Source organism: Streptomyces sp. NPDC059564, assembly GCF_042735575.1.
In the GTDB taxonomy this organism is placed as follows: domain Bacteria; phylum Actinomycetota; class Actinomycetes; order Streptomycetales; family Streptomycetaceae; genus Streptomyces.
Genome location: NZ_JBHWBP010000071.1, coordinates 1 through 23,583 on the forward strand (window position 1 = coordinate 1; position 23,583 = coordinate 23,583).

The window sequence follows — 23,583 nt, forward strand, 5'->3', positions numbered from 1 at the left end:
AGGACCCGTCCCTCCAGATCCCCACCACCCTCACCCACACCCCGACCCGCACCCTGGTGGTCCGCTCCCAGTTCGACAAGGGCGGCCCCCTGACCCCCTCCACGGGCACCCCCACCACCTTCACGATCGCCGCGGTCCGCGGCCTCTGACCCTCAACCGGGGCCACGGACCGCTACGGTGGCGACGTGACCGCACTGCCCGACTGGATGCGCCCGCCCCGCCCGGAAGGCTGGTGACGACGGCCGGCTTCGACCGTGACCGGACCTGGTTCGCACCGGACGAAGTCCGCCTCGTCATCGAGGTCGTCTCCCCCGAATCCGCCCACCGGGACCGCACGGTCAAGCTCCACAAGTACGCGGAGGCCGGCATCCCGCACTCCTGGTGCATCGAGGACGAGGACGGCGCACCGGTCGTCCACGCTGAAGGACGGCCCGGCCGGGCTCAGTGCGGGCGGCGGCGGAGCATCGTCAGGGTGTGGGCCGCCGCTACCGACAGGCCCAGGAGGAGGGCGGCCGTCCAGAGGGTGGCGGAGCCCTGGGACTGGAGTACCGCCATCCCCATCGGGGCGCCGACCACGAGTCCCAGGTTCCAGACGAAGCCGTACGCGCCCTGGTACGAGCCGGCCCGGCCCGGCGGTGCGTGGCGGACCAGGAACGCCGAGGCCTGCGGGACGAGCAGCATTTCGCCGGCCGTCCACACCACCAGGGCGGCCGCGTACGACCACGGCCCGGTGGCCAGCGCGTTGGCGCCGAAGCCGACCGCCACCAGGACCGCCGCGCACAGGAACTGGACGTCCACCGCGAGCCGCCGGGTCAGCCGGGAGACCAGCGGCTGGGTGGTGATGATCAGGAAGCCGTTGAGCGAGACCACCAGGCCGTAGACCTGCGAGGACAGGCCGTGCGCCTTCATGTCGAGCGGCAGCGCCGACTGCTTCTGCAGGTAGATCGCCGCCAGGCAGAACGAGAGCGCCAGGAACCACGCGGTCTGCGGGCTGCGGAACGGCGCGAGCAGCCCCCGCAGGGTCTCCCGTCCGCCGTCGCCCGCCGGGGCGGGCTCGGCCCGCGGCCGGGGCCCGGGCAGCCGGCGCGCCAGGCCGGCGTACGCGAGCGCGGTGGTGACGTTGAGCGCGACGAGCCAGTACCCCGAGGCGGACAGGAGGAAGCCGGAGACGGCCGGGGAGACCGCCGCCCCGATGTTCGAGGCCCAGTACAGCAGGCCGAAGGCCCGTACGTGCTCGCTCTCCGGCAGCGCCCGCGCGACCACCACCGTGCCCGCGGGCTTGTGCAGGGTCGAGGCGCAGCCAGCCAGGAAGGCCGCGACGCCCAGTACGGCCGGCTGGGTCACCGCCGCCAGGACGGCGCAGGCGCCGATGGCGGTGGCCTGGGAGACGAGGATCGCCCCCCGCGCGCCGGTACGGTCCGCCAGGACGCCCCCGGCCAGCGAGCCGGTCACCGACCCGGCCCCCCACACGCCGACGAGGATGCCCGTCACCCCGGGCCCGATGCCCGACTCGGCGGCGAGGAAGAGCGCGAGGAACGACGGGACGAGGATCCCCAGCCGGTTCAGCAGGACGCCCGTGAAGAGCAGCCAGAAGACCCCCGGGAGCGGAGCGCGTCGCTCCGCCCCCGGTCGGTCCGTCGCCCGGTCCGTCACGCGGACTCGAGCTCCACCCAGTCGGACAGCCGCTGCAGGGCGAACACGTCCTTGACGGAGGCGATCTTGTCCTCCAGGTGCGTGGTGTCTCCGTGGCTGAGGATCGAGGCGTAGGTGTCCCGCAGCGCCGACACCGTCGCCCGCAGGCCCTGGTTGGCGTAGATGATCGTGGACACGCCGTCCTTGACCGCGTCGTCCGCGTGCCAGTCGGGGTAGGTCGTGGGCACGACGACGACGGGCGCCCGGTCCTGCCACGCCTGGAGGAACTCCAGGACCTGGTCCTTCGTACGGGACTTGGAGTGGATGAGCACCGCGTCCGCGCCCGCGTCCACGTAGGCGTGGCAGCGCTCCAGCGCGACGTCCACGCCGAGGCCGTCGATCAGGGCCTCGGTGCGGGCGATGAAGAAGAAGTCCTCGCCGCGCTGCGCGCTCTTGGCGACCCGGATCTTGGAGCAGAACGCCTCGGTGTCCAGCAGGGTGTGCGCGGTGGCGACGAAGCTGTTCATCTTCGGGAAGAGCTTGTCCTCCATGCAGACCGCGGTGATGCCGGCCGCCTCGTACTCGTGGACCATGTGCGCGACGTTGAGGTTGTTGCCGTAGCCGGTGTCGACGTCCGCGACGACCGGGATGCCGAGCGCCTTCTGGGTGTGCGCGGCCGCCTCCAGGTACTCGGTCATCGTCAGCACGCTGGCGTCGGGCAGGCAGCGGGCCGCGGACACCTCCAGGCTGGAGGCCCAGACGGCGTCGAACCCGGCGGCCTGCGCCAGCCGGCCGCCCAGGGCGTCGTGCGCGCCGGCGACGCGGACGGCCTGCGCGAGGGCGCGCCGCTCGGCGAGGACGCTGCGGAAGGAGGGGTACTCAGCGGGCTTGAACATGTCGGTTCCTTCGAAGTCGTTCAGAGTCGTGCGGAGTCGTACGGAGTCGTTCAGTGGGTTCCGGCGGTCCGGACCGAGAGCAGGGACACCGCCCGGCGGGCTCGGGCGAGCGCCTCGCGCCCCGTCGGGGCGGTCGCGACGACGTGCCCGTGCCGGGCGCCGCTGTTGGCTCCGCTGTTGGCGCTGCTGTTGGCCGGGGACGCACCGGCGTCGCCCGGCGCGACGTACACGCTGACGTCGGCCACCCCTTCGAGGCGGCGCGCCGCGTCCTCCCCCCGTACCTCGGTGACCGTTCCCGCGGCGGCGGGCAGGAAGGCGATGGCGGCGGCGCCCTTGGCGGCCGGCCGGGGCGGGGTCCACCCCGGCAGGTGCAGGGCCACCAGCTCGGCGGGGATGCCGATCCCGGTGGCCAGTTCGACGAGCCGGGTGATCCGGTCGCCCGCCGGACGGCAGTTAATCTCGATCAGCCGGGGCCCGTCGGCCGCGAGCCGCAGCTCGACGTGGACGGCACCGAAGTCGAACCCGACGGCGCGCACCGCGTCGGCCGCGACCCGGGCGCACCGCTCGTCGAGCCCGTCGCCCAGGGCCGCCGGGACGTGGTGGCCGGTCTCCACGAAGTGCGGGTGCTCGCCGAGTTCCTTCCAGGTGACCGCGAGGACGGTGATCTCCCCGCCGTTGACCAGCGCCTCGACGCTGACCTCCGGCCCGTCGACGTACTCCTCGACGAGGGCCGCCGGGATCTTGGGCTGGCCGCGCTCGTTGTGGGTATCGGCCAGGACGGTACGGACGTGCCCGGCGGCCTCGGCCGCGGTCGCGCACAGCCGGACGCCGTTGCTGCCCCCGTCGTCCAGCGGCTTGACGACGCACGGGAAGCCGAGGTCCAGCCCGGCCACCTCCTGCGGGCTGGTGACCCGGGCGAACCGCGGTACGGGCACGCCCGCCGCCGCGCACAGCGCGCGGGTGGCCGACTTGTCGCGGGCGGCCCGTACCCCGGCCGGGTCCGGGCCGGGCAGTCCCAGCGCCCGGGCGGCCTCGGCGGCGGCGATCATGTGCCACTCGCCGACGGAGATCAGCGCGTCCGCCGGCGGCGAGAGGCGGCGTACGGCGTCGGCGACGGCCCCGGGGTCGTTGGTGTCGCACACCACGACCTGGTTCAGCCAGGCGGTGTCGAGCCGCTCGTGGCCGGCGGCGAGGTAGAGGGACAGGTCCCGGGTCAGGAAGGTGACCCGGTGGCCCGCTTCGCGCGCCGCGAGGATCGCCTCGTACCCGGCGCCGGTGAGGTTGCTCTCCAGGAACGCGATGTGACGGGTCATCCCGTCGCCCCGGAGACCTCGGCGTCCTCGGCGTCCACGGCGGCCACGGCGTCCACGGCGGCCTCGGAGTCCTCGGCGTCCTCGGGGAACACCTCGAACAGCTCCTCGCACAGCGCCGTCAGCTCCCGCAGGTCCGCCGACAGCCGCTCCGGGGACGCCGCGCGCATCTCTATGCGCACCGGCGCCGCCACACCCTCGTGGCGCGGGCGCACCACGTCCCCGGGCTGCTTGTACGTGTCGACCTGCACGGTGCTCGGCAGGGCGCGGATCGCCTCCAGGGTGCGGTACGAGCGCAGCCGACCGGCGTGCGCCGGGTACGGCGTGACGACCGCCGCCGCCCCGTCGCGGGCCGGGGTCACGTCCGGCCGCACGCCGCGCATGACGTCCCGGTACCCGGCGATGATGTTGATGCCGAAGGCCTCGCGCAGCAGCGGGGCGCGGTTCGCGCCGGGCCGTCCGCCCGCCTCGATCAGCCGGGGACCGCCGGGGCCCTGGACGAACTCGACGTGCAGCAGCCCCCGGTCGACGTCCAGCGCGCGTACGGCCTCACCGGCCAGCGCGCGCATCCGCTCCTGCTGGTCCGCGGTGAGCCGGGTCGCCGTCACCCGGGCGAAGTGGTGGAAGTCGGTGCCGCCGAGGTCGGTGCCGGTGACCACGTCGATGACGGGGGTGGTCCACACCTCGCCGTCCAGCACCAGGCACTCGACCGAGTGGTTGGTGCCGGGCAGGTACTCCTCCGCGAGGATCTCCACCGGTACGCCGGACACCCGCTGCTGCTCGGAGAAGGCGGGCAGCGTGTCGCGGACCTGCCGGTAGGCGGCGGTCAGCTCGTCGGCGTCCGCGCACAGCGACACGAAGTAACTGCCCCACAGGTTGCCGGGCTTGAGGATCACGGGGTAGCCGGTGCCGGCGGCGAACCGCAGCAGCCCGGCCTCGTCGGTGACCACGTGGGAGCGGGCGGAGGACTCGATGCCGATCCGCTCGGCGAACCGGCGCCGCATCTCGCTCTTGCTGCGCACGGCCGTGGCGGCGGCCGGGGTCATGCCGCGCAGGCCGAGCAGGGCGCAGACCTCGCTCCACAGCGGGACGAGGGTCTCGTCCACGTTCAGTACGCACTCCAGGCGGTACCGGCCGCGGATCTCCTCGATCCGGCGGGCGATGGCCCCGGCGCCCCGCGAGAAGTCGAACTTCTCGACGAAGTCGAACTCCGGGGGTTCCAGCGTGTGCGGCGTCCCCTCGTCGAGGAGCAGGCCGAGGGCGGATGCGCCGCCGAGCAGTCCGGCGTAGAACTCGGGGCGCTGGACGGTGCCGAAGTACAGGGCGAGCGGCGGCAGTTCAGCGGACATCGTCCATCACCTCCCGCAGGCGGGTCAGGCCCGCGGTGATGCGGTCCTCGGCGATGGCGTACGACAGGCGCAGGAAGCCCTCGCTGCCGAAGGCCGATCCGGGGGTCAGCGCGATCCCGGCGTGCTCCAGGAGGAGTTCGGCGAGCACCCCGCCGTCGGTCACCCGGGTGCCGCGCAGGGTCCGGCCGATGACGTCGCGGCCGTCGACGAAGAAGTAGAACGCGCCCTGGGGGGTGGTGGCCGACAGGTGCGCGGTGGCGTCCAGGGCCTTCTCGACGATGCCGTGCCGGTGCAGCAGCACCCGGCGGGCCTCGGCGACGAAGGAGTCGAGTTCGCCGCGGGCGGCGGGCAGCAGCGCGTGCTGGACCACACTGGTCACGTTGGACGTGGTGTGGCTCTGCAGGTTCTTCATCGCGGAGATCACCGCGGCGGGGCCGTGTACGTGGCCGGCCCGCCAGCCGGTGACGGCGAAGCTCTTGGAGAACGAGCCGATGCCGACGACGATCTCCCGGGCGCCCTCGGCCAGCGCCGCGGGGTGCGCGTGCCGCGCGCCGGGCAGTACGAGCTCCCCGTAGCACTCGTCGAACAGGATCCACACGCCGTGGGCCTGCGCCCACGCGGTGATCTCGGCCAGTACGCGGGGCGGGTAGACGGCGCCCGTCGGGTTGTTCGGGGTGTTCAGTACGAGCATCCGCGTCCGCGGCGTGCGCAGCGCCTCGAGCCGCTCGACGGTGGGCACGAAGCCGGTGTCCGAGGTCTCCACCGGCACCGGCAGCGCCCCGGCCAGCCGGATCTGGGCCTGGAAGGTCCCCCAGCCGGGGTTGGGCACGAGCGCTTCGTCGCCGGCGTCGAGCAGCACCAGGCACGCCAGGTACAGCGCGTGCTTGGCGCCGGCGGTGACGAGCACCTCGGAGGGCGAGTACGCGACGCCGGACAGCCGGGAGATCCGCTCGGCGAGGGCCTCGCGCAGGGCGGGGATGCCGCCGGTGTCGGTGTAGCGGTGGACGTCCGCGCCTGCGGTGTCCCGCAGCGCGCTCAGCAGGTCCGGGTGGGGCGCGAAGTCGAGTTCTCCGGCCGCGAAGTTGACGATGTCGACGCCGCGGGCCCGTAACGCCTCCGCCTTGTTGCGGGTGCCGGAGGTCTTGGAGCCGGATATCGCGGTGCTGCGCCGGGAGAGCCGCACGAGGGGTTCGCGCCCCGGGCTGTGGTGCTGGTCGGGCATGTGGGTTCGGGTCCTTGCCGTGAAGTGCGGGGTGGGGAGCCGGGGGTGGGGAGCCGGGGGGTCAGGCGGTGGCCACGCGCAGGACCACCGAGAGCGAGCTGACGACGAGCAGGCCGAGGACGACCTGGCGGAAGCGGGCGGCGTTCAGACGGTGGAAGACCTTCTCGCCGGCGAATATCCCGATGAACAGGGCGGGCACCCCGACGAGGAGCATCTGCCCGACCGTCGCGGTGAGCTGGCCGCTGATCCCGAATCCGACGAGGGCGGCCAGGCTGGTGCCGGAGAACACGACGCCGAGCGTGGCGCGCTGGACCCTGGGTTCCAGCTTCATGCTCTGGAACGCGGCGACCATCGGCGGGCCGTCGATGCCGGTGGCGGCGAAAGAGGCTCCGGAGAACATCCCCACGGCCATCACCGCGGCCAGGCCGCCGCCCAGCGTGATCTTCCGCCACACGATGAACGTGCCCAGCAGGACCACCCCCGTGATGATGAACAGCAGCACCCGCGAGGAGAGCGTGGCCAGCAGCCACACGCCGAACGGCACGCCGGCCAGCCCGGACAGCAGGGTGGCCGTCATCAGGCGGCGGTCGACGTGGCGCCAGTCGCGGACGGCGATCCACAGGCTGAGCGGGGCGGCCATGATCCCGGCCACGACCACCGCGCTCGCCGGGTCGATGAGCAGGGCCAGGGGCGGGACGGCCACCAGGGAGAAGCCGAATCCCGCCGTGGTGCGGACGACGGAGGCGACGGCCAGCACCAGGAAGGCGCCGAGGAGGAGCATCATGAGGAACGGGTCTCCAGGTTGGGCGGCGCGGTTCAGACGACCTGGTTGGTGAGCTCGCCGATCCCCTCGACGGAGACCGTGACCCGGTCGCCGCGCCGCAGCGGTCCGACACCCGCGGGGGTGCCGGTGAGTATCACGTCACCAGGGTGCAGTGTCATGGCCGAACTGATGTGACTGATCAAGCGGTCGACGGGGTGCACCATGTGGGAGCTGTTGCCGTCCTGGCGGAGCTCTCCGTTCACGGTGGCCCGTACCCCGAGCGCGCTGACGTCGAGTTCGGTCTCCACCCACGGGCCGATGGGGCAGAAGGTGTCCGACCCCTTGGCCCGCCACCACTGCCGGTCCGGACCCTGGAGGTCCCGGGCGGTGACGTCGTTGGCGCAGGTGTAGCCGAGGACGTGGGCGGGCACCTGCTCCGGCGTCAGGTCGCGGCAGGTCCGGCCGATCACCGCGGCGAGCTCGGCCTCGTGGTGGAGCTCGTCGGTGTAGGACGGCTTGACGATGGCCTCGCCGGGGCCGATGACGGCGCTGCCCGGCATGAGGAAGACGAGCGGCTCCTCGGGCACCTCGTTGCCGAGTTCCGCGGCGTGCTCGGCGTAGTTCCGGCCGATCGCGAGGACCTTCCCCGGGGTGACGGGAGCCAGCAGCCGCACCTCCCCGAGCGGGAAGCGGGGGGCGTCCGCGGGGACGTCCAGGGGGCCGAAGGGGCCGTTGATGAGGGGGACGACCTCGTCGTCGGCGAGGAGTCCGTAGCGGATCGTGCCCGCCTTCTCGAACCTTACGATGCGCATGTGCCGCTTCCGTTCTCGCGCTGGGCGGGGGTGTTTCCGGGCAGGGCGCGCAGCAGCAGCTCCGCCAGGTGTTCGGGACGGCGTGAGCCCTCCTGGGAGATCTGCGTCCGGCAGGAGAACCCGTCGGCCACGACGGCGGTGTCCGGCCCGGCGGCGCGCAGCTTCGGGTAGAGCTCCCGCTCGGCCGCGCCCTGGGAGACGTCCCAGTGGCCCGGTTCGTAGCCGAAGTTCCCGGCCATGCCGCAGCAGCCCGCGGAGATCACGTCGGTGGTGACGCCGAGCCGGCGCAGCACCTCGGTCTCCGGGCCGTGGCCGTGGCCGGCCTCCTGGTGGCAGTGCGGCTGCATCACGGCGTCCTGGTCGAGCTTCCCGAACGGCCAGGGGCCCTGGTGGTCGGCGACCACTTCGGCGAGGGTGCGTACCTGCTGGGACAGCCGGCGTACGACCGGCGAGTCCGGCAGCAGTTCGGCGGCCTCCTCGCGCAGGGTCTGGGTGCAGGAGGGCTCCAGGCCGACGATGACGCGGCCGGCTTCGAGGTGCTCGCGCAGGGCGCCCACCGAGCGTCCGAGCACGGCCCGGGCGGTCCCCAGCTGGCCGGTGGAGTGCCAGGTCAGGCCGCAGCAGACCGGGCCGTCGGGCAGCACCACCTCGTAGCCGAGGGCTTCCAGGACGCGGGTGGCGGCCTGGGCTCCGCGGGGGTCGAGGAGGTTGCTGAAGGTGTCCGGCCACAGCACGACGGTGCCCGAGCCGCCCGCCGCCGCACGCGCACCCGGCTTGCGGTAGTGGAACCACTGCCGGAAGGTCTGCCCGGGCAGTTCCACCAGCGGCCTGCGCGTCTCCAGCCCGGCCAGGGCACTCAGCCGGGCGGCGAGCGGCGCGCGCCGCGTCAGCCGGTTGAGCGTACGGGGGGCCACCGACGCCAGCCGCGCCAGCAGCGGCAGCCAGCCCAGGGTGTAGTGGGCGCGCGGTCTCAGCCGTCCCTCGTAGTGCTTGTGCAGGAACTCCGACTTGTACGCGGCCATGTCGACGTTGACCGAGCAGTCGCTCTTGCACGCCTTGCAGGAGAAGCACAGGTCGAGTGCGTCGCGTACCTCGGTGGAGCGGTAGCCGTCGGTGATCGTCTCGCCGCGCAGCATCTCGCTCAGCACCCGGGCGCGGCCCCGGGTGGAGTGCACCTCGTCGCGGGTGACCTGGTACGAGGGGCACATGTGGCCGGTGTCGTTGCGGCAGGTGCCGACGCCGGTGCAGCGGTGGACGGCGTTGGTGAGGGATCCCTGGTCGGCGCCGAAGCGCTGGACCAGCGGCAGCTCGTTGCGGTTGCGGCCCGGGCCGGGGCGGATGTCGGCGTCGAAGGGGGCGGGGTCGACGATGATGCCGGGGTTGAGCAGGTTGCGCGGATCCCAGATGTTCTTGAACGCGGCGAAGGCGCCGATGAGTTCGGGCGAGTACGTGCGGGCCAGCAGCTCGGAGCGGGCGCGGCCGTCGCCGTGCTCGCCGGAGGCGCAGCCGCCGTGCGCGACCACGAGGTCACCGGCGGCGGTGATGAACTCCCGGTAGCCGGCGATGCCCTGCTCGGTGCCGAGTTCCCAGTCGATCCGGACGTGCAGGCAGCCCTCGCCGAAGTGCCCGGTGATGGTGCCGGTCCGCCGGTGTTCGGCCATGAGGGCGTGCAGGTCCTTCAGGTATCCCGACAGCCGCTCCGGCGGGACGGCGGAGTCCTCCCAGCCGGGCCAGGCCTGGCGTCCGTCGGCCATCCGGGAGGCTATGCCCGCGCCGTTGCGGCGGATGGACCAGATCGCGGCCGTCTGCTCGGCGTCGGCCGTGATGAAGCTGGTGGCGTCGGTCTCGCGGGCCAGGCGCTGCGCGTTGGCGATGGCGTCGGCCTCGTCGGTGCCCTCGATCTCGCAGTACAGCCAGGCCTCGCCGCGCGGGAGCAGGTCGATGCCCGGGGCGCGGCCGCCGCGCGAGCGCAGTGCCTCGACCAGCGGTGCGTCCAGGCCTTCCACGGTCAGGGCGCCGGCCTTGGCCAGCGAGGGCGCGCAGTCGGCGGCCGCGTAGACGTCGGGGAGGCCGAGGACGAGGAGCACGCGGGCGGCGGGGATCGGGGTGAGCCTGATCCTGGCGCCGAGCAGGACGCCGCAGGTGCCCTCGGTGCCGACCAGTGAGCGGGCGACGTGGAAGCCCTTCTCGGGCAGCAGGGCGCCCAGCCCGTACCCGGACACCTGCCGGCCGAACCGGCCGAGTTCGGTGCGCAGCGGCGCGAGGTGGTGGTCCCTCAGCTGCTTGAGGCGGCGGTCGATGTCCGCGTCGCCGCTGGAGCCCTGGTCGGCGCGGATCCGGCGGCCGTCGGCGAGCAGCAGGTCCACCTGTTCCGTGATGTCGGCGGTGGTGCCCCAGGCCACCGAGTGGGCGCCGCAGGCGTGGTTGCCGATCATTCCGCCGATGGTGCAGCGGGAGTACGTCGAGGGGTCGGGGCCGACGGTCAGGCCGTGTGCGGCGACCCGGTCGCGCAGGGTGCCGAGGACGACGCCGGGCTGGACGGTGGCGGTGCCGGCCTCCGGGTCGAGTTCCTCGATGCGGTTCATGTACCGGGAGAAGTCGAGGATCAGCCCGGTGCCGATGGAGTTGCCGGCGATGGAGGTGCCGCCGCCCCGGCAGGTGATGCCGACGCCGTGCTCGGTGGCGATGCCCACCGCGAGGGCGGCCTCTTCGGCGTCCCGGGGCTCCAGTACCGCGGTCGGCATGACGCGGTAGATCGAGGCGTCGGACGTGTAGGCGGTGCGGGTCCGCACGTCCGTGCGGGCGGCGGGCAGGCGTGACTGCAGGTGCCTGGTGAAGTCGTTCATGGCGTCTTTCCCGGGTGGGGGGCTGGGGCGGCGGACGGGGCACGGTGGGTCAGCCGCGCGCACCACCGGTGGGGAGCGGGAAGTAGTCGATCAGGAGCATGTCGCGGACGCCCTGCCGGACTCCGTCGGCCGGGACGATGGCGGAGACGCCGTGGAAGACCCGGCGGTCGTCGATCACGATCGACTCGAACGGCCGGAGCAGGGTGGTGCTGTAGATCGGGCGGCGGTCGCGGTCGTACAGCTGCGACTCGCCTCCCTCGACGTCGGTACGGCTCATCAGGACCTGCGCCACGTAGTGGTGCCCGTCCTCGTGTACGCCCTCGGGGGCCGGCAGGCCCTGCGCGTCGCGGGTCGCGGTGATGCGGATCTGGTGGACTCCGGCGCCGCTGGTGGCGGGGTCGAAGTCGCCGGGCAGGCGCTCGGCGAAGAAGCGGATGAGGGTGTGGAGCACCCCGTCGGCGGCCACGTCGTCGGCCAGCGGCGGAAAGTGCCGGTCGACGCCGCCGTGCAGGGAATTGACCTGGGAGCTCTGGTGGAAGGCCCGCGGGGGGTCCAGTACGAGATCTCCCGCGAGATCCCCGCCGGAGAAGTGGAAGGAGCCGTGACGGCGGCGGCGGTAGTCCGCGCCGTCTTTCATGTACGCGTCGACCGGCAGGTCCTCCCAGGACTCCAGGAACAGCTTGATCTGGCCCTCCGTGTGACCGTCCAGCGCCTGCTTGAGATCATTATCCGAGAAATACCGGTACGGAGCGTTGCCGTCCCCGGCCGTGCCCTGTGACCGTATTGCATCGGTCGTCACTGCGCACTCCTTTTATTGGATTCTTTACGACGTTGCCTCAGCGAATGAGGCATCACCGATCCTGGCCGGATGGAGTTCCCCGGGCAAGGCCGAAACTGGTGCGGGAACCTGCGCCGCAGGAACACGCGGGGCAACGGGAGCCATGACGGCCGGCGCCGCCGCGGACCACCGGTCCGAGCGGTCCCAAATATTCCCGGACCGCACGCCCGCCGAAGAAAGGGCCGAAACGCGACGGCCGGGTGGCGAAATCCTGACGGACCGACGTGATCAACGTCTCCACCTGCGCAGATGCCAGCCACGGCGCCGTCAACTAGCCTGGCTGGATCACCAGTTGCCTGCATCGGGGGAACGCGGCATGACATCTACCTTTGGAACACCACTCGCCTCACTACAAGCCCAGGACATTCAGCTCTACCGAGAGTTGCTCGCCCAGAATTCGGCGCCACAGGTGCCGGTACAGCCGGACTCCTCCACCGGGGACCGGGCCTTCGAGGCCCGGGAGGATTCACTGGAAAGGCTGCTCTCATCGGGGCTCGCAGTCCCGGACGAACAGAGCGAAACGGGCTTCACTCCCGTGAATCCCGAAACGGTCGGGAGTTACGTCGTGGCCGAAATCCTGGAAAGCTCCGCCCGATCGGCGATCAACCTGCTCCGGGTCAGGGAAGAATTGGGCCCGGTGGTTGCCGAATACCGGCACAATCACCTCAGGAACGGCTGCGGATACGTCACGCACACCGGCTTCGCGGATATCAATGCCGCCATCCGGCTCGCGGCCCGGGAATGCCGCGGCGAAGTGCTGACCTCACAGCCCGGCGGCGCCCGGTCCGCGGCCGTCCTCAGCGAATCGCTGCCGTCCACGCTGGAAATGCTGGACCGCGGGGTGGCGATGAGGACGATCTACCAGCACAACGCGCGGTCCAGTTCGGCGACGCGCGCATTCGTCCACACGATCCAGCAGCGCGGCGCCCAGGTGGCGACGCTGGACGAGAACTTCGACCGCCTGATCATCTTCGACCGGACCGTGGCGTTCATCCCCGCCGACGAGGACCGCCGGGCGGCGGCGGAGATCCGCGCTCCCGCCGTGGTCTCGTTCCTCGCGGCCCTCTTCGAACGCTCGTGGATCAGGGCGCTGGCCTTCACCCCGCCCGGGCGCGACCAGGCCACGACCCGCATCACCGACGACCTGGAGCTGGCGATCATGCGGCACATCGTCGCCGGCGACACGGACTCGGTGACGGCCGGACAGCTGGGCATCAGCGTGCGCCGGTGCCAGGAGTACGTGGCGAGGATGTCCGCCAAGCTGGGCAGCCGCAGCCGGGCCCAACTGGGCTACCTGATCGCCAAGTCGGAACTCCTCGACAACGTTTCCCAGGCCCCGGACGCGTCTCCGTAACGGGCCTCAGGCTCCCCGGAGCGGCACCGGCGCGGGCTTGGCCGAGTCCCACCCGATATCACCGCCGACACCGGCCACCACGACGGGAGCCACCGCCTGGGCCGACAGGACGGGCAGGGCGATCAGGGCCGTGGCGGAAACGAGAACGGTGGCGAAGCGACGCATGGTGTCTCTCTCATAGTCTGCCGAACTGCTGAACAACGCCCCTTCATGTTCATCCACCATCCACCCCCCGTTCAAGATCCCCAGGGGGTGGTAAACCCGCACCGCATAAAGACGAAGCCCCACCCCACCCACCCGGAAGGGGCCGGCTCCCACAGAAGCCGACCCCTTCCGACCCGGTCACCGTGGGGGTGTCACTCGCCCAGGAGCCGGGCCGTACGGGCGTCGAGTTCCTCGCGGACCATGCGGGCGTGCTCGGCGCGCGCCTTGTAGCGGGCGTGACCAAGCCGGGCCTTGTCCTCCTCGGCCCCCACCTCGGCCGCGTACCGTCGGACCTCGTGGTCGATGGCGGCGACCTGCCGTTGCACGTCCTGGTCCTCCCGGTGCACGCGCTGGTTGGCCTCGCGCCGCTCGCCGAGTCTGCGGTCGTACTCGGACGGGCCGCTCATCAGCTTGGCGAGCACCGGCATGGCGTCGACCAGGAGCAGCACGGCGTGCAGCAGGAACATCATGAAGAGCGCGAAACCGTCGGACCAGGCCACCGTGGACAGGGCGTCGGCGCGCAGCAGCAGTCCGTCCTGCTGCTGCGACTTCTCCCGCTCGGCGACCTTGGCGTCGATCGCCTTCTTGACGTCCGTGCGGTAGGCGGTACCGGTGTTGATCAGCTGCTCGGACAGGACGTTGTCCTTGGCGACGAGTTCGGCGCGCTTCACCTCGTACTCGCCGACCTTGCTCGTCTGCTTGTACGCGCTGGTGTCGGCGCGGGCGCGCTCGCAGGTCTCGGTGGTGTCCCAGCCGTTGCCGCGCCAGATCCACCGGTCCTTGGCGCACTCGAGGCGCTCGGTGTCCAGTTTCTTGTCGAGGGCGTCGTTGAAGGTCTTGATCTGCTGGTCGAGGCGGGCGACGGCGGCGGTGTTGTCGGCGATGTCCTCCTTGATCGAGGCCGGCGCGCCCTTCACCGTCAGATGGAAGTCGCCGCACTCCGCGCGGCTCGTCGTGTCCTTGCCGTCGAGGGGGTTGCAGGCGGTGAGGCTGCCCCGGAAGTCGGCGAGGTCGCGCTCCCTGCTGACCGCCATCTCCTGGCGTATCTCGCGGTCGAAGATCTGGAACAGCAGCGGCTCGGCGATGGTGAGCCCGAGCACCACGGAGAGGAACAGCCGGGGCACCAGCATGCGGACCGCCCGTCCGCCGGTGTAGCCGTGGGTGCTGGAGACCAGCCAGCTGTCCAGGGCCAGCACGATCCACGCCCACACGACGCCGACGACGACCGCCACCGCGACCGGCGTACCCTCGCGGACCGTGCTGATCGCCATGGCCATGGAGGCCCCGCCGAGCAGCGCGGTGTTGAGGACGATGGCGCCGTACCAGGTGTAGCGGGCGCGCTCGGCGGGCTCGCGGTCGAGGATCTCCTCTCGGATGCCGATCAGACGGCGCAGGAACGCGGCGGGGCCGCGACCGTTCCGGCGGCCGCCCCGGGCGGGGTGGGCGGGCCCGGTCTCGGCCGCCCACGCGTCATAGTCTTCCTCGGGCGGGCGTACGGGGGTGTCAGCGGCCACGCTCTTCCCTCCCCGCTTCACCGAGGTCGTCGTCGGCGATCAGGGGGCGGCGCGTGGGGCGGGCGCCGTCGATGTCGCGGTCCCGGTCGCGGTCCCGGTCGGTGTCGCCGTCGCGAGCGGGCCGGTCCGTGCGGTCGTACCCATTGCCGTACCGATCGCCCCCGTACGGATCGTCACGCCGGCCGTCGCGCGGGCCGTACTCCCCCTTCTCGTACGACGCCTCCTCGTCGTACGACCGGCGGCGCTCGTTCGAGCGGTCCGGGGACGACGCGCCGTCGCCCTCCTCCAGCTGCGGGGTGTCGGCGGCGCCGGCCACCTGCGCGGCGGCGGGCGGGTCCTGGTCGAGGAGACCCTGACCGGAGCTGAGGCGCTCGACGAAGGCACGTGCGTCGAGCGGCGCATTGTCGAGGAGGCCGCGGTTGATCATCTGGCGGCCCAGCTCCTGGTTGACGTTGTCGCGCCGGTCGGCCCGGTGGCGCCGCTCGGCCCGGTCGGCCAGCACGTCCTCGCGCTGCTCCGCGCGCCGCCCCAGCCGGTCGTCGCGGTCCGCCGCCCGCTGCTCGCGCTGATCCTCCCGGGCGGCGTCGAGCGCGGCACGTTGATCCTGGCGGTCGACCTCCCGGTGCCGGTCCTCGCGGTCCAGGCTGTAGCGGAGGTCGTCCCGTTCGGCGTGGCGGCGCCGCTCGGCGTTCTCCCAGTGCCGCTCCTCGTCCTCGCGCTGCCGCTCGCGCCGCACCCGTTCGGTCTCGCGCTGCCGCTCGGCCAGCTCCGTGTACGCGATCTCGCCCCTGCGCTGGGCGAGGATGTCGGTGTTGGCCGGGTCGGTGCCGAAGTCCTCGAGGTCCCTGAGCGCCTCGGTGCGCTCGAACTCGTTGTTCTTGCGCTTGAGCTTCTGGGTGTAGTGCTGTTCCTCGGTGTCGGTCCGGTAGGTGTACTCCCGCCTGAGGTCGTCGAGTTCCTGCTGGTGCCGCATTTCGAGCGCCTTGCGCTCGGCGTCCATCCGCTCCCGCTCCTTCTCGCGCTCGTGCTCCATCAGCTCGCGCTCGCGGAGTACCGCCTCCTTCACCCGGTCCTGCTCGTGTTCGCGCCGCTCCTCGTCGGCACGGCGCTGCTGGGCGGCGAACTCCTCCGGGGTGAGCACCGTCAGGTACGGGGCGCCGACGGAGAGCCCGGCGATCCGCGGCGGTTCCATCTCCAGGTACGAGATCAGGCGGGCGGTCAGCCGCCGGGACACCTCCTTACCCGCTTCGAGCGGCCATTCCTGGGTGACGTCGGTGAGTCCGGGCAGCGCCCGAAGGTAGCCGAGCAGCCGGGACTCCACGTCGGTGACGCCCTCGCGGACCACGGCCACGGGGTCGGTGACCGTGCAGTGGAAGGCGACCTGGACGGTGAAGCCGTCGGTCTCGGCGGACGGCACGTCGGTGCCGACGGTGACGGGCACGGCGGTACGGCAGTCGACGACCGTGACCGAGCCGGCGTTCAGGACGGCCTCGTCGCCGGGCCCGCGGACGCCGTGGTCGGTGAGGTACTGGTCGCCGGTGCGGTAGACGAGCACCTGGTGGGCGGCGACGCGGGGCAGCTCGTCGTGAGAGCGGGTCGGCTGGTTCCAGAACCGGCGACCGGTGCGGGGCGCGGGGGCGAGCACGCGCTCCTCGACCAGGGGATAGGTCCTGCGGATCGTGGTCATCGTGGGTGGCTGTCCTTCACACGGTTCAGGGCGCGGAGCAGGATCGCGACGCAGTCGGGACCCGTGGCGCGAGCGGAACGGGAGACCGCGAGTCGATCCAACTCGCTTGTGAGTAAGGAGTGTTCGACCTGCGGAAGCGCGGCGGCGAGGGCATGACCGAGTCGCGCGGCCGCCGCGGTGGGGTCGGAGGTCACGGCGGGCAGGGCACGGGCCGTGACGAGCAGAGCGGACAGGGCGTTCCGGCGCAGCGGCCGGTAGCAGAGGGTCGCCGCCCACAGCTCGGCGACGACATCGGCCTCCTCGGGCCGGTCGGCGACGTAGCGTGCGACGGCGGGGCGGCCCGAGAGCCGCTCGGTGGCGGTGAAGACCCAAAGGGTGGTTTCGAGGACGAGCAGGCCGGTCGCCGAGTAGGCGGCGGACCGGGTGCGCCGTTCCTTCCTGATCCGGTGCGCCAGGGCATCGAACACGATGCCGGCGTCCTCCTCGCAGTCGACGAGCGTCAGGAACAGCTGTGCCCACGCCTGCAGCCCGAGTTCGCGCTCCTCCCGTTTGACGAGCACGCCGCTGCGGAGCACCGCCCAGAGCCACTTCACCGCGTCGGTGGGAAAGGTGACGCCGAGCTGGCCGCTGAAGGCGAAGAGCGCGGTGCCCCGCAGGGTGGGGTGGGCGGACTGCGCCCACGTGCGGGCCAGCGTGAGCGCGGCGGCCGCCTGGGTCTCCTCCAGGCACATGTACCACAGCACGTACACCGCGAGGGTCTGCCCGGTCTCGCCGCTCTCCCCGCGCGCCCACGGATCGAGGTAGCTCTGTACGACCTCGTCGAAGGCTACGTGCCCGAGCAGCGCGAGTCCGGAGGCGATGGAGAGCTGGAGGACGGGGTCGGGGTCGGCTTCGACGACCGCCCCCAGCCAGTGGCGGACCGCGTCCCAGTACTCGGTGGGGTGATCGCGCCACAGCGCCTGCAGCACCCAGCGGCGCAGTTCGGCGTCGGCGAAGACCATGACCTCGCGGGTGGTCGCGCCGTAGATCTGCATCTCGGTGGTGATCAGGGCGTTGCGGGCGAGCGAGCGGCGCCGGTCCACCGGGCGGGCACGGCGGCGCTGCTGCGGGTCGTGGCCGTCGGGGGTGGCGGCCTGCCCCGTGGCGTCAGGGGCTGCGCTGTCGGCAGAGGCCGGCGCGGCCTGCGGCGTGAAGTAGACCGGTTCGAGGAGCCGTTCGAGGAGATCCTGGAGCGATTCGAAAGCGCGCCGTCCGATGCCGGGCGCGAAGGCGAGGGTGGTGACCTCGGCGATCTCGCGCAGGCTCCGCTCCTCCTCGACGCCGAACCACTCCTGGACCGCCTGCGGCGCGCTGCCGCTGTGCTCCTTCCACGCCTGGTCGGGGTCGGCGCCCGCCGCGATCCGCTGCGCCGCGTCGGCGACGACCGCGATGGGGCAGCGGGGCGGTATCCCGGCCAAAGCCCGCTCGACGGTCTCCTGCGGGGTACGGGCCTGGACCAGCCGGGCCCGTACCACCTTGTCCAGGGCCGGGGGCCGCCACGACAGATGGCGTACGGCCTCCGGGGGGCGCCCGGCCACGCCGTGCACGGTGGTGATCACCAGATGGGCGCGGTGGCGGCGCAGCTGGTCGCGCACCCGGCGCCAGTCGAAGTCCGAGGACGGACCGGCGGCGCCCCCCGTGGTCCCACCGGTCCCGGTGCGGTCGAGGACGACATAGCCGACACCTGCGTCGAAGGTGCGCTCGGCGAGCTGGTCGAGGCCGATGTCGGGCGAGAGCACCACGTAGTCGGCGGAGGGCCCGACGGTCTCCCGGAGCAGGGCGACCGCGCCGGAGCGCTTGCCCGCGCCCTGGGGGCCGGTCAGGACGACGACGCCCGTACGGAACAGCTCGCGAGCCGCCTCGTCGAAGCAGTCGGGGCGGATGTAGGAGCGAAGCAGCGCGTCGATCTCGTCGCCTTCGAGGAGGCCGGTGGCGCGGGCCCGCCCGGGCCGCTCGGTGGCGGTGGCGATGCCGAAGTGGGCGCGACCGTGGTACTGAGGGCCGTAGAAGTTGTTGTAGACGCGGTAGTCGCTGTCGGAAGAACCGGCTCCGGAGTTCACTCCGGAGGAGGACGGGGACGGGGACGCGGGCGTGGGTGTGGACGGGGTCGCGGGAGACTCGGGGGCGGGGCGGGGATCGGCGGTGCCGTTCGCCTCGTCGGTCGGCTGCCGGGGCTCGTCGGGCACGCCGTCTCCTTCCCCACCGATTCCATGACTCTCCGTCAGTCGATCCGTGGAACTCACGCGTGCACCCCCGTCTCCCCGTCCACCGCGCTCACTTGGAGATGCCGAAGACGACGTTCCCGTTGATGACGGTTCCGTACAGGTTGGTGGTGGCGGAGTCGCCTCCGCTCGCAGCGGGCGCGGCGGGCGCAGCAGGCACGGCGGGCTCAGCGGGGCCCGCCGCGGAACCGGAACCGGAACCGGAGTCCGCGCCGGAACCGGAGACGGCGTCGCCGAGGTCCAGAGCGTGGACGTCGTACCCGGGCACCCACAGCCAGGCCCGGCCCCGGTACTCCTTCTTCTCGACGACGACCTCGCGGAACTCCTCCGGCCGGAAGTTGGTGTACCCCTGGGCGACGAGCTCCGTGAAGACCGGCGCGGTCAGTGCGACGGCGAGCGCGGCGTCCGGGGCCTCGTCGAGGGCCCGGTGCAGGGGGTCGCTCTCCAGGATGCGGGAGACCTCCACGGGCCCGGGACCCACGAAGCCGCTGGGGGCCTCGGAGGCCGGACCGAAGTGCACGGCGGCGCGCAGCGCGAGCCGCGCGGCGGGCACCCGGTCGCGGTTGTGGGCGCGCAGCCCGGCGTCCAGCCGGCGCATGAACGGCTCGACGAGCGCCTGCTCGTCGGAACCGGCCGGGAGCACGGCGAACTCGGAGTCCCCGGCGAGCTGCCGCATCCAGGAGGCGCGGCCGAGCCCGGCCGCATCGGCCGCATCGGAGAGAAGCCGGGGCAGAACTGTCTGAATCTCGCGCTGTCGCGCGGTGTCCGCGCTGCCGTATCCTCGCGCGTCGACGGCGAGCAGAAGCCGCCTGCCGAACACGCCCATCGCACCTACGGACATCTCGTCCTCCTCGTCCGTCACATCGGGAAGGACAGCATGCCGCACCTCCAACTCACTTGCGAATCAGGTGAGTTACAAGGTGCGAGGCGACGCGGCATGCTGCTCCCGGACCGTTGCCCACCCCCCTGGAGCGCCGGTCACACTGCCAGTCGTACACCGGAACCGGGCACCCGCACCCCGTGGAAGTACGGGATCTCGCGCAGTCGCCCCAATCCCGTAGAAGTGCCTGGTCCGCCCGGCGCGCCCGCGGCTCAATGGAATTCCGTTCGCGCCGTGTTGGAGGTTCCGTGACATCCACCCCGCCCACCGCACCCACGGCGGCATCCGCCCCCTCCGAGAGTGCGCTCGTCCCCGCCTCGCACACGATGCTGACCGTCCTGCAGACGGCGCACCAGCATGCCGACGCCAAGGCCGGCATCCTCTCCGCAGTGCAGGCGGCGCTCGTGGGGACGACCGGCGCGTGGAGCGAGGCGGCGCTCGACGGCTGGCGGCGCGGCGGCCCGCTCGGCTGGATGGCGGGGGTGCTGCTGGTCCTCTTCGCCTGCGGCCTCTTCGGCGGCGCGGCCTCGCTCGCGCTGGCGCTCCGGCCGCGCGTCTGGCGGCCCGCCGGCCCCAACGACTACAGCTTCGTCCGGCTGGCCGCCGCCTCGGACCCGTTGCCGCTCACCGCTCCCGTACCCACGCCGTCCGGAGAGGGCGAGCAGCAGCTGCGCGCGATGGTCCGCTTCCTCTCGGGCGTGGCCCTTCGGAAGTACCGCTGCGTGACGGCCGCCGTGGTGTGCACCGCGGTGATGGGAACCACCGCCGGGCTCTGCCTGCTGCTACGACCGCTCCTCGGCTGACCCCCGGGGCCGACGCGGGGCGGGTGGCATCACGGGCTCGGCGAGTTCGGCCACCCGGGCGAGCCGGGCGAGGTCGTGGACGGTGGTCGTCCGGTATCCGGTACCGAGCAGCCCCTCGTCCCGTAGCTCGCGCAACCCCTTGTGCACGGTGGTCTCCGCGGCGCCGGTGAGCGCGGCGAGTTCCGGCTGGGTGAGCTGGAAGCCGATGACGTGACCACCGCCCGACTCGGGCCGCCCGTACGCCACGGCGAGCTCCACCAGAAGCCGGGCGAGGCGCACCTTGACCGGATAGCCCCGGAACTCGAGCCGCCGCCGGTTGGCCCAGCGCAGCCGGTCGGCCACGATCCGGGTCAGCGCCATAGCCACCTCGGGCCGCCGCACCATGAGCCCGTGCAGGGCCCCGGGCCCGATCACCCGCGCCCGCAACGACCCACAGGCCACCACCCCGGCCGACCGCGGCGCACCGTCGAGCGCGGCCATCTCCCCCACACTGTCACCCCCGACCCGGACGGCGAGCAGTGACTCCTGCCCGTTCTCCACCGTCGCGGTGACCTTGGCGAACCCGCTGAGAATCACGAACAGATGCCGATCCGTGGCGCCCTCGGTGAGCAGCACGCCCCCGGAGCCGAGCGTCAACTCCGACCCCAGTCCCAGCAATTCGGCCCGCGCGGGAGCGGACAACACCCCGAGCAGACTCCGACCCGGCCATTCCCACTCTCCACCCGGCCCCACGCCCACCCCTCCACCTCTCCACACCCGCATCCGCCGCGCGCCCGCCCAGGCTAGGCCCTCCCCCCACGAATGCGCCCACCCGCACGGAACGGGGCACGTCTCGACCTCACCCGACAAAACCCGGGCGTAGCTTCCCCGTTGGCGTGCGTTGGCTCCCGACGGTCGACTACGGGTGCCCTGCGGACTCCGTGCGGACCGCCCCCAGCCGCACTTGCTCCTCCTCGACGATCTCGCGCAGCCGGTTCAGCTTGGCCGACTTCACCGGGCGCGCGTACGCCGCTCTGCGCATCGCCATGAAGTTGCCGGCGCGCACGGCCTCGCGGTAGGCATCTTCGTCCGACGCGCTCAGCTCCTCCCCTCGTCCGTCTTCTGGAGCACGGGCAGTTCGGTCGGCCCCTCGGTCACGGTCACCGACAGCCCCTGCCAGGTGCGGCTGGAGAACCTGCACGACCAGGCCACTGGGATGGTGTCCAGCGCCTGTTCCGCCGCCGTAGCGCACATCGGCTTCAGTGCCGCCCTAGCCGTTGGCTCCGGACATGGGCGTGTCCCGGGGCATGTCCACTTCGAACAGGTCGTTCTTGTGGTCCCGGATACGGACAGCACAACGGCCCGACCCGTGTTCTCACAGGTCGGGCCGTTCACGGGCAGCACCACGGCAGCCCTTGTGTACACATGCGACATTCGGTACCCTTGAGCGCATGACGCAGCCACTGCCCATAGAGTCCATCCGCGACGTGCGTGCGCACTTGGCGGAGGTCGTGGAGCGCGCCGACCGCGACGACGTACCCACCGTGATCACGCGCCGAGGCAAGGAAGTCGCCGCCGTGGTCTCCATCGAGGTGCTGCGCAAGTACCAGGAGTGGGAAGAGCGCGAGATCAATCGGATCATCGACGAGCGCATGGCCAACCCAGCACCCGGCATCCCGATTGAGGACATCATGAGGGAGACGCTGGCGCGCGGTGAGTGAGTACCGAACCGTCTTCCGCCCCGAGGCGCAGGCCGAGCTTCGGAAGATCCCCCGCGACATGGCGCTGCGCATCCTGGCCAAGCTGACCGAGCTGGAGACCGACCCTCTCGGCTTCAACACCACCGCACTCGTGTCACAGCCGGAACGACGCCGCCTTCGCGTAGGCGACTACCGCGTCGTCTACACGATCAACAACGGCGAGCTGGTGATCTGGGTCGTTCACGTGGGACACCGGTCCACCGTTTACGAGACCTGATGACCCGCTGACCTCACGTCAGAATATCCAGCACCCATCCAGCACCGTGACGACGAAGGGGTCGGACTCGACAGAGTCCGACCCCTTCTGAGCTGCACACTTGACCAATAACGTCACGTACAGTAAGTGCACGACTACACGTTGAAGCGGAACTCCACCACGTCGCCGTCCTGCATGACGTACTCCTTGCCCTCCATGCGGGCCTTGCCCTTCGCGCGGGCTTCGGTTACCGAGCCGCAGGCGACCAGGTCGGCGAAGGAGATGACCTCGGCCTTGATGAAGCCGCGCTGGAAGTCGGTGTGGATGACGCCGGCGGCCTCCGGGGCGGTGGCGCCCTGCTTGATGGTCCAGGCGCGGGTTTCCTTCGGGCCGGCCGTCAGGTAGGTCTGCAGGCCCAGGGTGGCGAAGCCGACGCGGCCGAGGGTGGCGAGGCCGGGCTCGTCCTGGCCGACCGACTGGAGGAGCTCGAGGGCTTCCTCGTCGTCCAGCTCCGAGAGGTCCTGCTCCAGCTTCGCGTTCAGGAAGATCGCCTCGGCCGGGGCGACCAGGGCGGACTGCTCCGCCTTGAAGGCGTCGTCCGTCAGCTCGTCCTCGTCCACGTTGAAGACGTAGAGGAAGGGCTTCGTGGTGAGCAGGTGCAGCTCGTGGAGGAGGTCGCCCTGCTCCGTGCCCTTGGTGATGCCCTTCGAGAAGAGGGTGTCGCCCGCTTCGAGGATCTTCTTGGCCTCGACGACCGCGGCCAGGACCGCGACCTTCTCCTTCTGGAGGCGGGACTCCTTCGTCAGGCGCGGCTCCGCCTTCTCGATGGACTGGAGGTCGGCGAGGATCAGCTCGGTGTTGATCGTCTCGATGTCGTCCTTGGGCGAGACCTTGCCGTCGACGTGGACGACGTTCTCGTCCTTGAAGGCGCGGATGACCTGGCAGATCGCGTCCGACTCGCGGATGTTCGCGAGGAACTTGTTGCCGAGGCCCTCGCCCTCCGAGGCGCCGCGCACGATGCCCGCGATGTCGACGAAGTCGACCGTCGCCGGGAGGATCTTCTGCGAGCCGAAGATGCCGGCCAGGACGGCCAGGCGCGGGTCCGGGACGCCGACGACGCCGACGTTCGGCTCGATGGTGGCGAACGGGTAGTTGGCCGCCAGCACGTCGTTCTTGGTCAGGGCGTTGAAAAGGGTCGACTTGCCGACATTAGGCAGGCCGACGATTCCGATCGTGAGCGACACGTTGGCGACTTCCCGTAGCTGGAGGGGGCGGCG

At 71.9% G+C, this 23,583-nt stretch carries 22 protein-coding genes and 1 pseudogene; 5 read left to right on the forward strand and 18 right to left on the reverse strand.

Translation table 11 applies throughout. The features are described from left to right. Positions 1-184: 184 nt before the first annotated feature. Positions 185-418 (forward strand): annotated as a pseudogene (locus ACFV0Q_RS15300) (Uma2 family endonuclease); the annotation flags it as partial. A gap of 23 nt (positions 419-441) precedes the next feature. Here the strand turns inward: ACFV0Q_RS15300 and ACFV0Q_RS15305 are convergent. The 9 genes from ACFV0Q_RS15305 to ACFV0Q_RS15345 form a co-directional block, all read right to left on the reverse strand. Next, positions 442-1,653, reverse strand: a complete 1,212-nt coding sequence (locus ACFV0Q_RS15305; RefSeq protein WP_385005341.1) for an MFS transporter — start codon at positions 1,651-1,653, stop codon at positions 442-444. Further along, positions 1,650-2,528 (reverse strand): isocitrate lyase/phosphoenolpyruvate mutase family protein, encoded by an 879-nt coding sequence (locus tag ACFV0Q_RS15310; RefSeq protein ID WP_385005343.1) that lies wholly within the window; start codon positions 2,526-2,528, stop codon positions 1,650-1,652. The genes ACFV0Q_RS15305 and ACFV0Q_RS15310 overlap by 4 nt, the downstream gene beginning before the upstream one ends. A gap of 50 nt (positions 2,529-2,578) precedes the next feature. Beyond that, positions 2,579-3,841 (reverse strand): ATP-grasp domain-containing protein, encoded by a 1,263-nt coding sequence (locus ACFV0Q_RS15315; protein ID WP_385005345.1) that lies wholly within the window; start codon positions 3,839-3,841, stop codon positions 2,579-2,581. Beyond that, entirely contained in the window at positions 3,838-5,187 is a 1,350-nt protein-coding gene (locus ACFV0Q_RS15320; protein WP_385005347.1) for an ATP-grasp domain-containing protein, read from the reverse strand. Before ACFV0Q_RS15320 ends, ACFV0Q_RS15315 begins: the two co-directional genes overlap by 4 nt. Then, positions 5,177-6,409: a pyridoxal phosphate-dependent aminotransferase gene (locus tag ACFV0Q_RS15325; RefSeq protein ID WP_385005349.1), complete on the reverse strand. Its 1,233-nt coding sequence runs from the start codon at positions 6,407-6,409 to the stop codon at positions 5,177-5,179. Before ACFV0Q_RS15325 ends, ACFV0Q_RS15320 begins: the two co-directional genes overlap by 11 nt. A gap of 61 nt (positions 6,410-6,470) precedes the next feature. Further along, positions 6,471-7,193 (reverse strand): sulfite exporter TauE/SafE family protein, encoded by a 723-nt coding sequence (locus ACFV0Q_RS15330; protein ID WP_385005351.1) that lies wholly within the window; start codon positions 7,191-7,193, stop codon positions 6,471-6,473. A gap of 32 nt (positions 7,194-7,225) precedes the next feature. Next, positions 7,226-7,984, reverse strand: coding sequence for a fumarylacetoacetate hydrolase family protein (locus ACFV0Q_RS15335; RefSeq protein ID WP_385005353.1), 759 nt, complete (start codon positions 7,982-7,984; stop codon positions 7,226-7,228). After that, entirely contained in the window at positions 7,972-10,830 is a 2,859-nt protein-coding gene (locus tag ACFV0Q_RS15340) for an FAD-binding and (Fe-S)-binding domain-containing protein (protein ID WP_385005355.1), read from the reverse strand. Before ACFV0Q_RS15340 ends, ACFV0Q_RS15335 begins: the two co-directional genes overlap by 13 nt. Before the next feature lie 49 nt (positions 10,831-10,879). Continuing rightward, complete coding sequence (locus tag ACFV0Q_RS15345; RefSeq protein ID WP_385005357.1) at positions 10,880-11,629, reverse strand: 2OG-Fe dioxygenase family protein; 750 nt, start codon at positions 11,627-11,629, stop codon at positions 10,880-10,882. Positions 11,630-11,984: 355 nt separating this feature from the next. Between ACFV0Q_RS15345 and ACFV0Q_RS15350 the strand changes: the two genes are divergently transcribed. Further along, positions 11,985-13,022 carry a helix-turn-helix transcriptional regulator gene (locus tag ACFV0Q_RS15350; protein ID WP_385005359.1) on the forward strand — a complete coding sequence of 346 codons (1,038 nt, stop codon included), beginning with the start codon at positions 11,985-11,987 and terminating at the stop codon, positions 13,020-13,022. A gap of 6 nt (positions 13,023-13,028) precedes the next feature. Here the strand turns inward: ACFV0Q_RS15350 and ACFV0Q_RS15355 are convergent, their stop codons facing one another. From ACFV0Q_RS15355 to ACFV0Q_RS15375, 5 genes are all read right to left on the reverse strand, one after another. Continuing rightward, complete coding sequence (locus ACFV0Q_RS15355) at positions 13,029-13,187, reverse strand: hypothetical protein (protein WP_385005361.1); 159 nt, start codon at positions 13,185-13,187, stop codon at positions 13,029-13,031. 191 nt (positions 13,188-13,378) lie between these two features. Next, complete coding sequence (locus ACFV0Q_RS15360; protein WP_385005363.1) at positions 13,379-14,740, reverse strand: DUF4407 domain-containing protein; 1,362 nt, start codon at positions 14,738-14,740, stop codon at positions 13,379-13,381. Continuing rightward, on the reverse strand, positions 14,730-16,427 hold the full coding sequence (locus ACFV0Q_RS15365; protein ID WP_385005365.1) for a hypothetical protein: 1,698 nt from the start codon (positions 16,425-16,427) through the stop codon (positions 14,730-14,732). The genes ACFV0Q_RS15360 and ACFV0Q_RS15365 overlap by 11 nt, the downstream gene beginning before the upstream one ends. Next, positions 16,424-18,652, reverse strand: coding sequence for a hypothetical protein (locus tag ACFV0Q_RS15370; protein ID WP_385005366.1), 2,229 nt, complete (start codon positions 18,650-18,652; stop codon positions 16,424-16,426). Before ACFV0Q_RS15370 ends, ACFV0Q_RS15365 begins: the two co-directional genes overlap by 4 nt. Before the next feature lie 88 nt (positions 18,653-18,740). After that, positions 18,741-19,529: a hypothetical protein gene (locus tag ACFV0Q_RS15375; RefSeq protein WP_385005368.1), complete on the reverse strand. Its 789-nt coding sequence runs from the start codon at positions 19,527-19,529 to the stop codon at positions 18,741-18,743. A gap of 287 nt (positions 19,530-19,816) precedes the next feature. Here ACFV0Q_RS15375 and ACFV0Q_RS15380 point away from each other — a divergent pair, with 287 nt between their 5' ends. Then, positions 19,817-20,371: a hypothetical protein gene (locus tag ACFV0Q_RS15380; RefSeq protein ID WP_385005370.1), complete on the forward strand. Its 555-nt coding sequence runs from the start codon at positions 19,817-19,819 to the stop codon at positions 20,369-20,371. Here ACFV0Q_RS15380 and ACFV0Q_RS15385 read toward each other — a convergent pair. The 3 genes from ACFV0Q_RS15385 to ACFV0Q_RS15395 form a co-directional block, all read right to left on the reverse strand. Next, positions 20,351-21,055: a Crp/Fnr family transcriptional regulator gene (locus ACFV0Q_RS15385; protein WP_385005372.1), complete on the reverse strand. Its 705-nt coding sequence runs from the start codon at positions 21,053-21,055 to the stop codon at positions 20,351-20,353. The two genes, ACFV0Q_RS15380 and ACFV0Q_RS15385, sit on opposite strands and share 21 nt — an antisense overlap. Positions 21,056-21,269: 214 nt before the next feature. Then, positions 21,270-21,416 carry a hypothetical protein gene (locus tag ACFV0Q_RS15390; RefSeq protein WP_385005391.1) on the reverse strand — a complete coding sequence of 49 codons (147 nt, stop codon included), beginning with the start codon at positions 21,414-21,416 and terminating at the stop codon, positions 21,270-21,272. A 32-nt stretch (positions 21,417-21,448) separates the two neighbouring features. After that, positions 21,449-21,604, reverse strand: a complete 156-nt coding sequence (locus tag ACFV0Q_RS15395; RefSeq protein ID WP_385005393.1) for a hypothetical protein — start codon at positions 21,602-21,604, stop codon at positions 21,449-21,451. A 197-nt stretch (positions 21,605-21,801) separates the two neighbouring features. Between ACFV0Q_RS15395 and ACFV0Q_RS15400 the strand changes: the two genes are divergently transcribed. Further along, complete coding sequence (locus ACFV0Q_RS15400) at positions 21,802-22,071, forward strand: type II toxin-antitoxin system Phd/YefM family antitoxin (protein WP_019434848.1); 270 nt, start codon at positions 21,802-21,804, stop codon at positions 22,069-22,071. Then, positions 22,064-22,327: a type II toxin-antitoxin system RelE/ParE family toxin gene (locus tag ACFV0Q_RS15405; protein ID WP_385005374.1), complete on the forward strand. Its 264-nt coding sequence runs from the start codon at positions 22,064-22,066 to the stop codon at positions 22,325-22,327. Before ACFV0Q_RS15400 ends, ACFV0Q_RS15405 begins: the two co-directional genes overlap by 8 nt. A gap of 134 nt (positions 22,328-22,461) precedes the next feature. Here the strand turns inward: ACFV0Q_RS15405 and ychF are convergent, their stop codons facing one another. Continuing rightward, the gene (ychF, locus tag ACFV0Q_RS15410; protein WP_266574146.1) at positions 22,462-23,550 is read right to left on the reverse strand and encodes a redox-regulated ATPase YchF; all 1,089 of its coding nucleotides are present in this window, start codon (positions 23,548-23,550) and stop codon (positions 22,462-22,464) included. Positions 23,551-23,583 lie beyond the last annotated feature (33 nt).

Excerpts from the sequence above, each read along its gene's own strand:
- ACFV0Q_RS15310 (WP_385005343.1), bottom strand. The coding sequence starts at position 2,528 with ATGTTCAAGCCCGCTGAGTACCCCTCCTTCCGCAGCGTCCTCGCCGAG.
- ACFV0Q_RS15315 (WP_385005345.1), bottom strand. The coding sequence starts at position 3,841 with ATGACCCGTCACATCGCGTTCCTGGAGAGCAACCTCACCGGCGCCGGG.
- ACFV0Q_RS15320 (WP_385005347.1), bottom strand. The coding sequence starts at position 5,187 with ATGTCCGCTGAACTGCCGCCGCTCGCCCTGTACTTCGGCACCGTCCAG.
- ACFV0Q_RS15325 (WP_385005349.1), bottom strand. The coding sequence starts at position 6,409 with ATGCCCGACCAGCACCACAGCCCGGGGCGCGAACCCCTCGTGCGGCTC.
- ACFV0Q_RS15330 (WP_385005351.1), bottom strand. The coding sequence starts at position 7,193 with ATGATGCTCCTCCTCGGCGCCTTCCTGGTGCTGGCCGTCGCCTCCGTC.
- ACFV0Q_RS15335 (WP_385005353.1), bottom strand. The coding sequence starts at position 7,984 with ATGCGCATCGTAAGGTTCGAGAAGGCGGGCACGATCCGCTACGGACTC.
- ACFV0Q_RS15340 (WP_385005355.1), bottom strand. The coding sequence starts at position 10,830 with ATGAACGACTTCACCAGGCACCTGCAGTCACGCCTGCCCGCCGCCCGC.
- ACFV0Q_RS15350 (WP_385005359.1), top strand. The coding sequence starts at position 11,985 with ATGACATCTACCTTTGGAACACCACTCGCCTCACTACAAGCCCAGGAC.
- ACFV0Q_RS15355 (WP_385005361.1), bottom strand. The coding sequence starts at position 13,187 with ATGCGTCGCTTCGCCACCGTTCTCGTTTCCGCCACGGCCCTGATCGCC.
- ACFV0Q_RS15365 (WP_385005365.1), bottom strand. The coding sequence starts at position 16,427 with ATGACCACGATCCGCAGGACCTATCCCCTGGTCGAGGAGCGCGTGCTC.
- ACFV0Q_RS15375 (WP_385005368.1), bottom strand. The coding sequence starts at position 19,529 with ATGTCCGTAGGTGCGATGGGCGTGTTCGGCAGGCGGCTTCTGCTCGCC.
- ACFV0Q_RS15395 (WP_385005393.1), bottom strand. The coding sequence starts at position 21,604 with ATGTGCGCTACGGCGGCGGAACAGGCGCTGGACACCATCCCAGTGGCC.
- ACFV0Q_RS15400 (WP_019434848.1), top strand. The coding sequence starts at position 21,802 with ATGACGCAGCCACTGCCCATAGAGTCCATCCGCGACGTGCGTGCGCAC.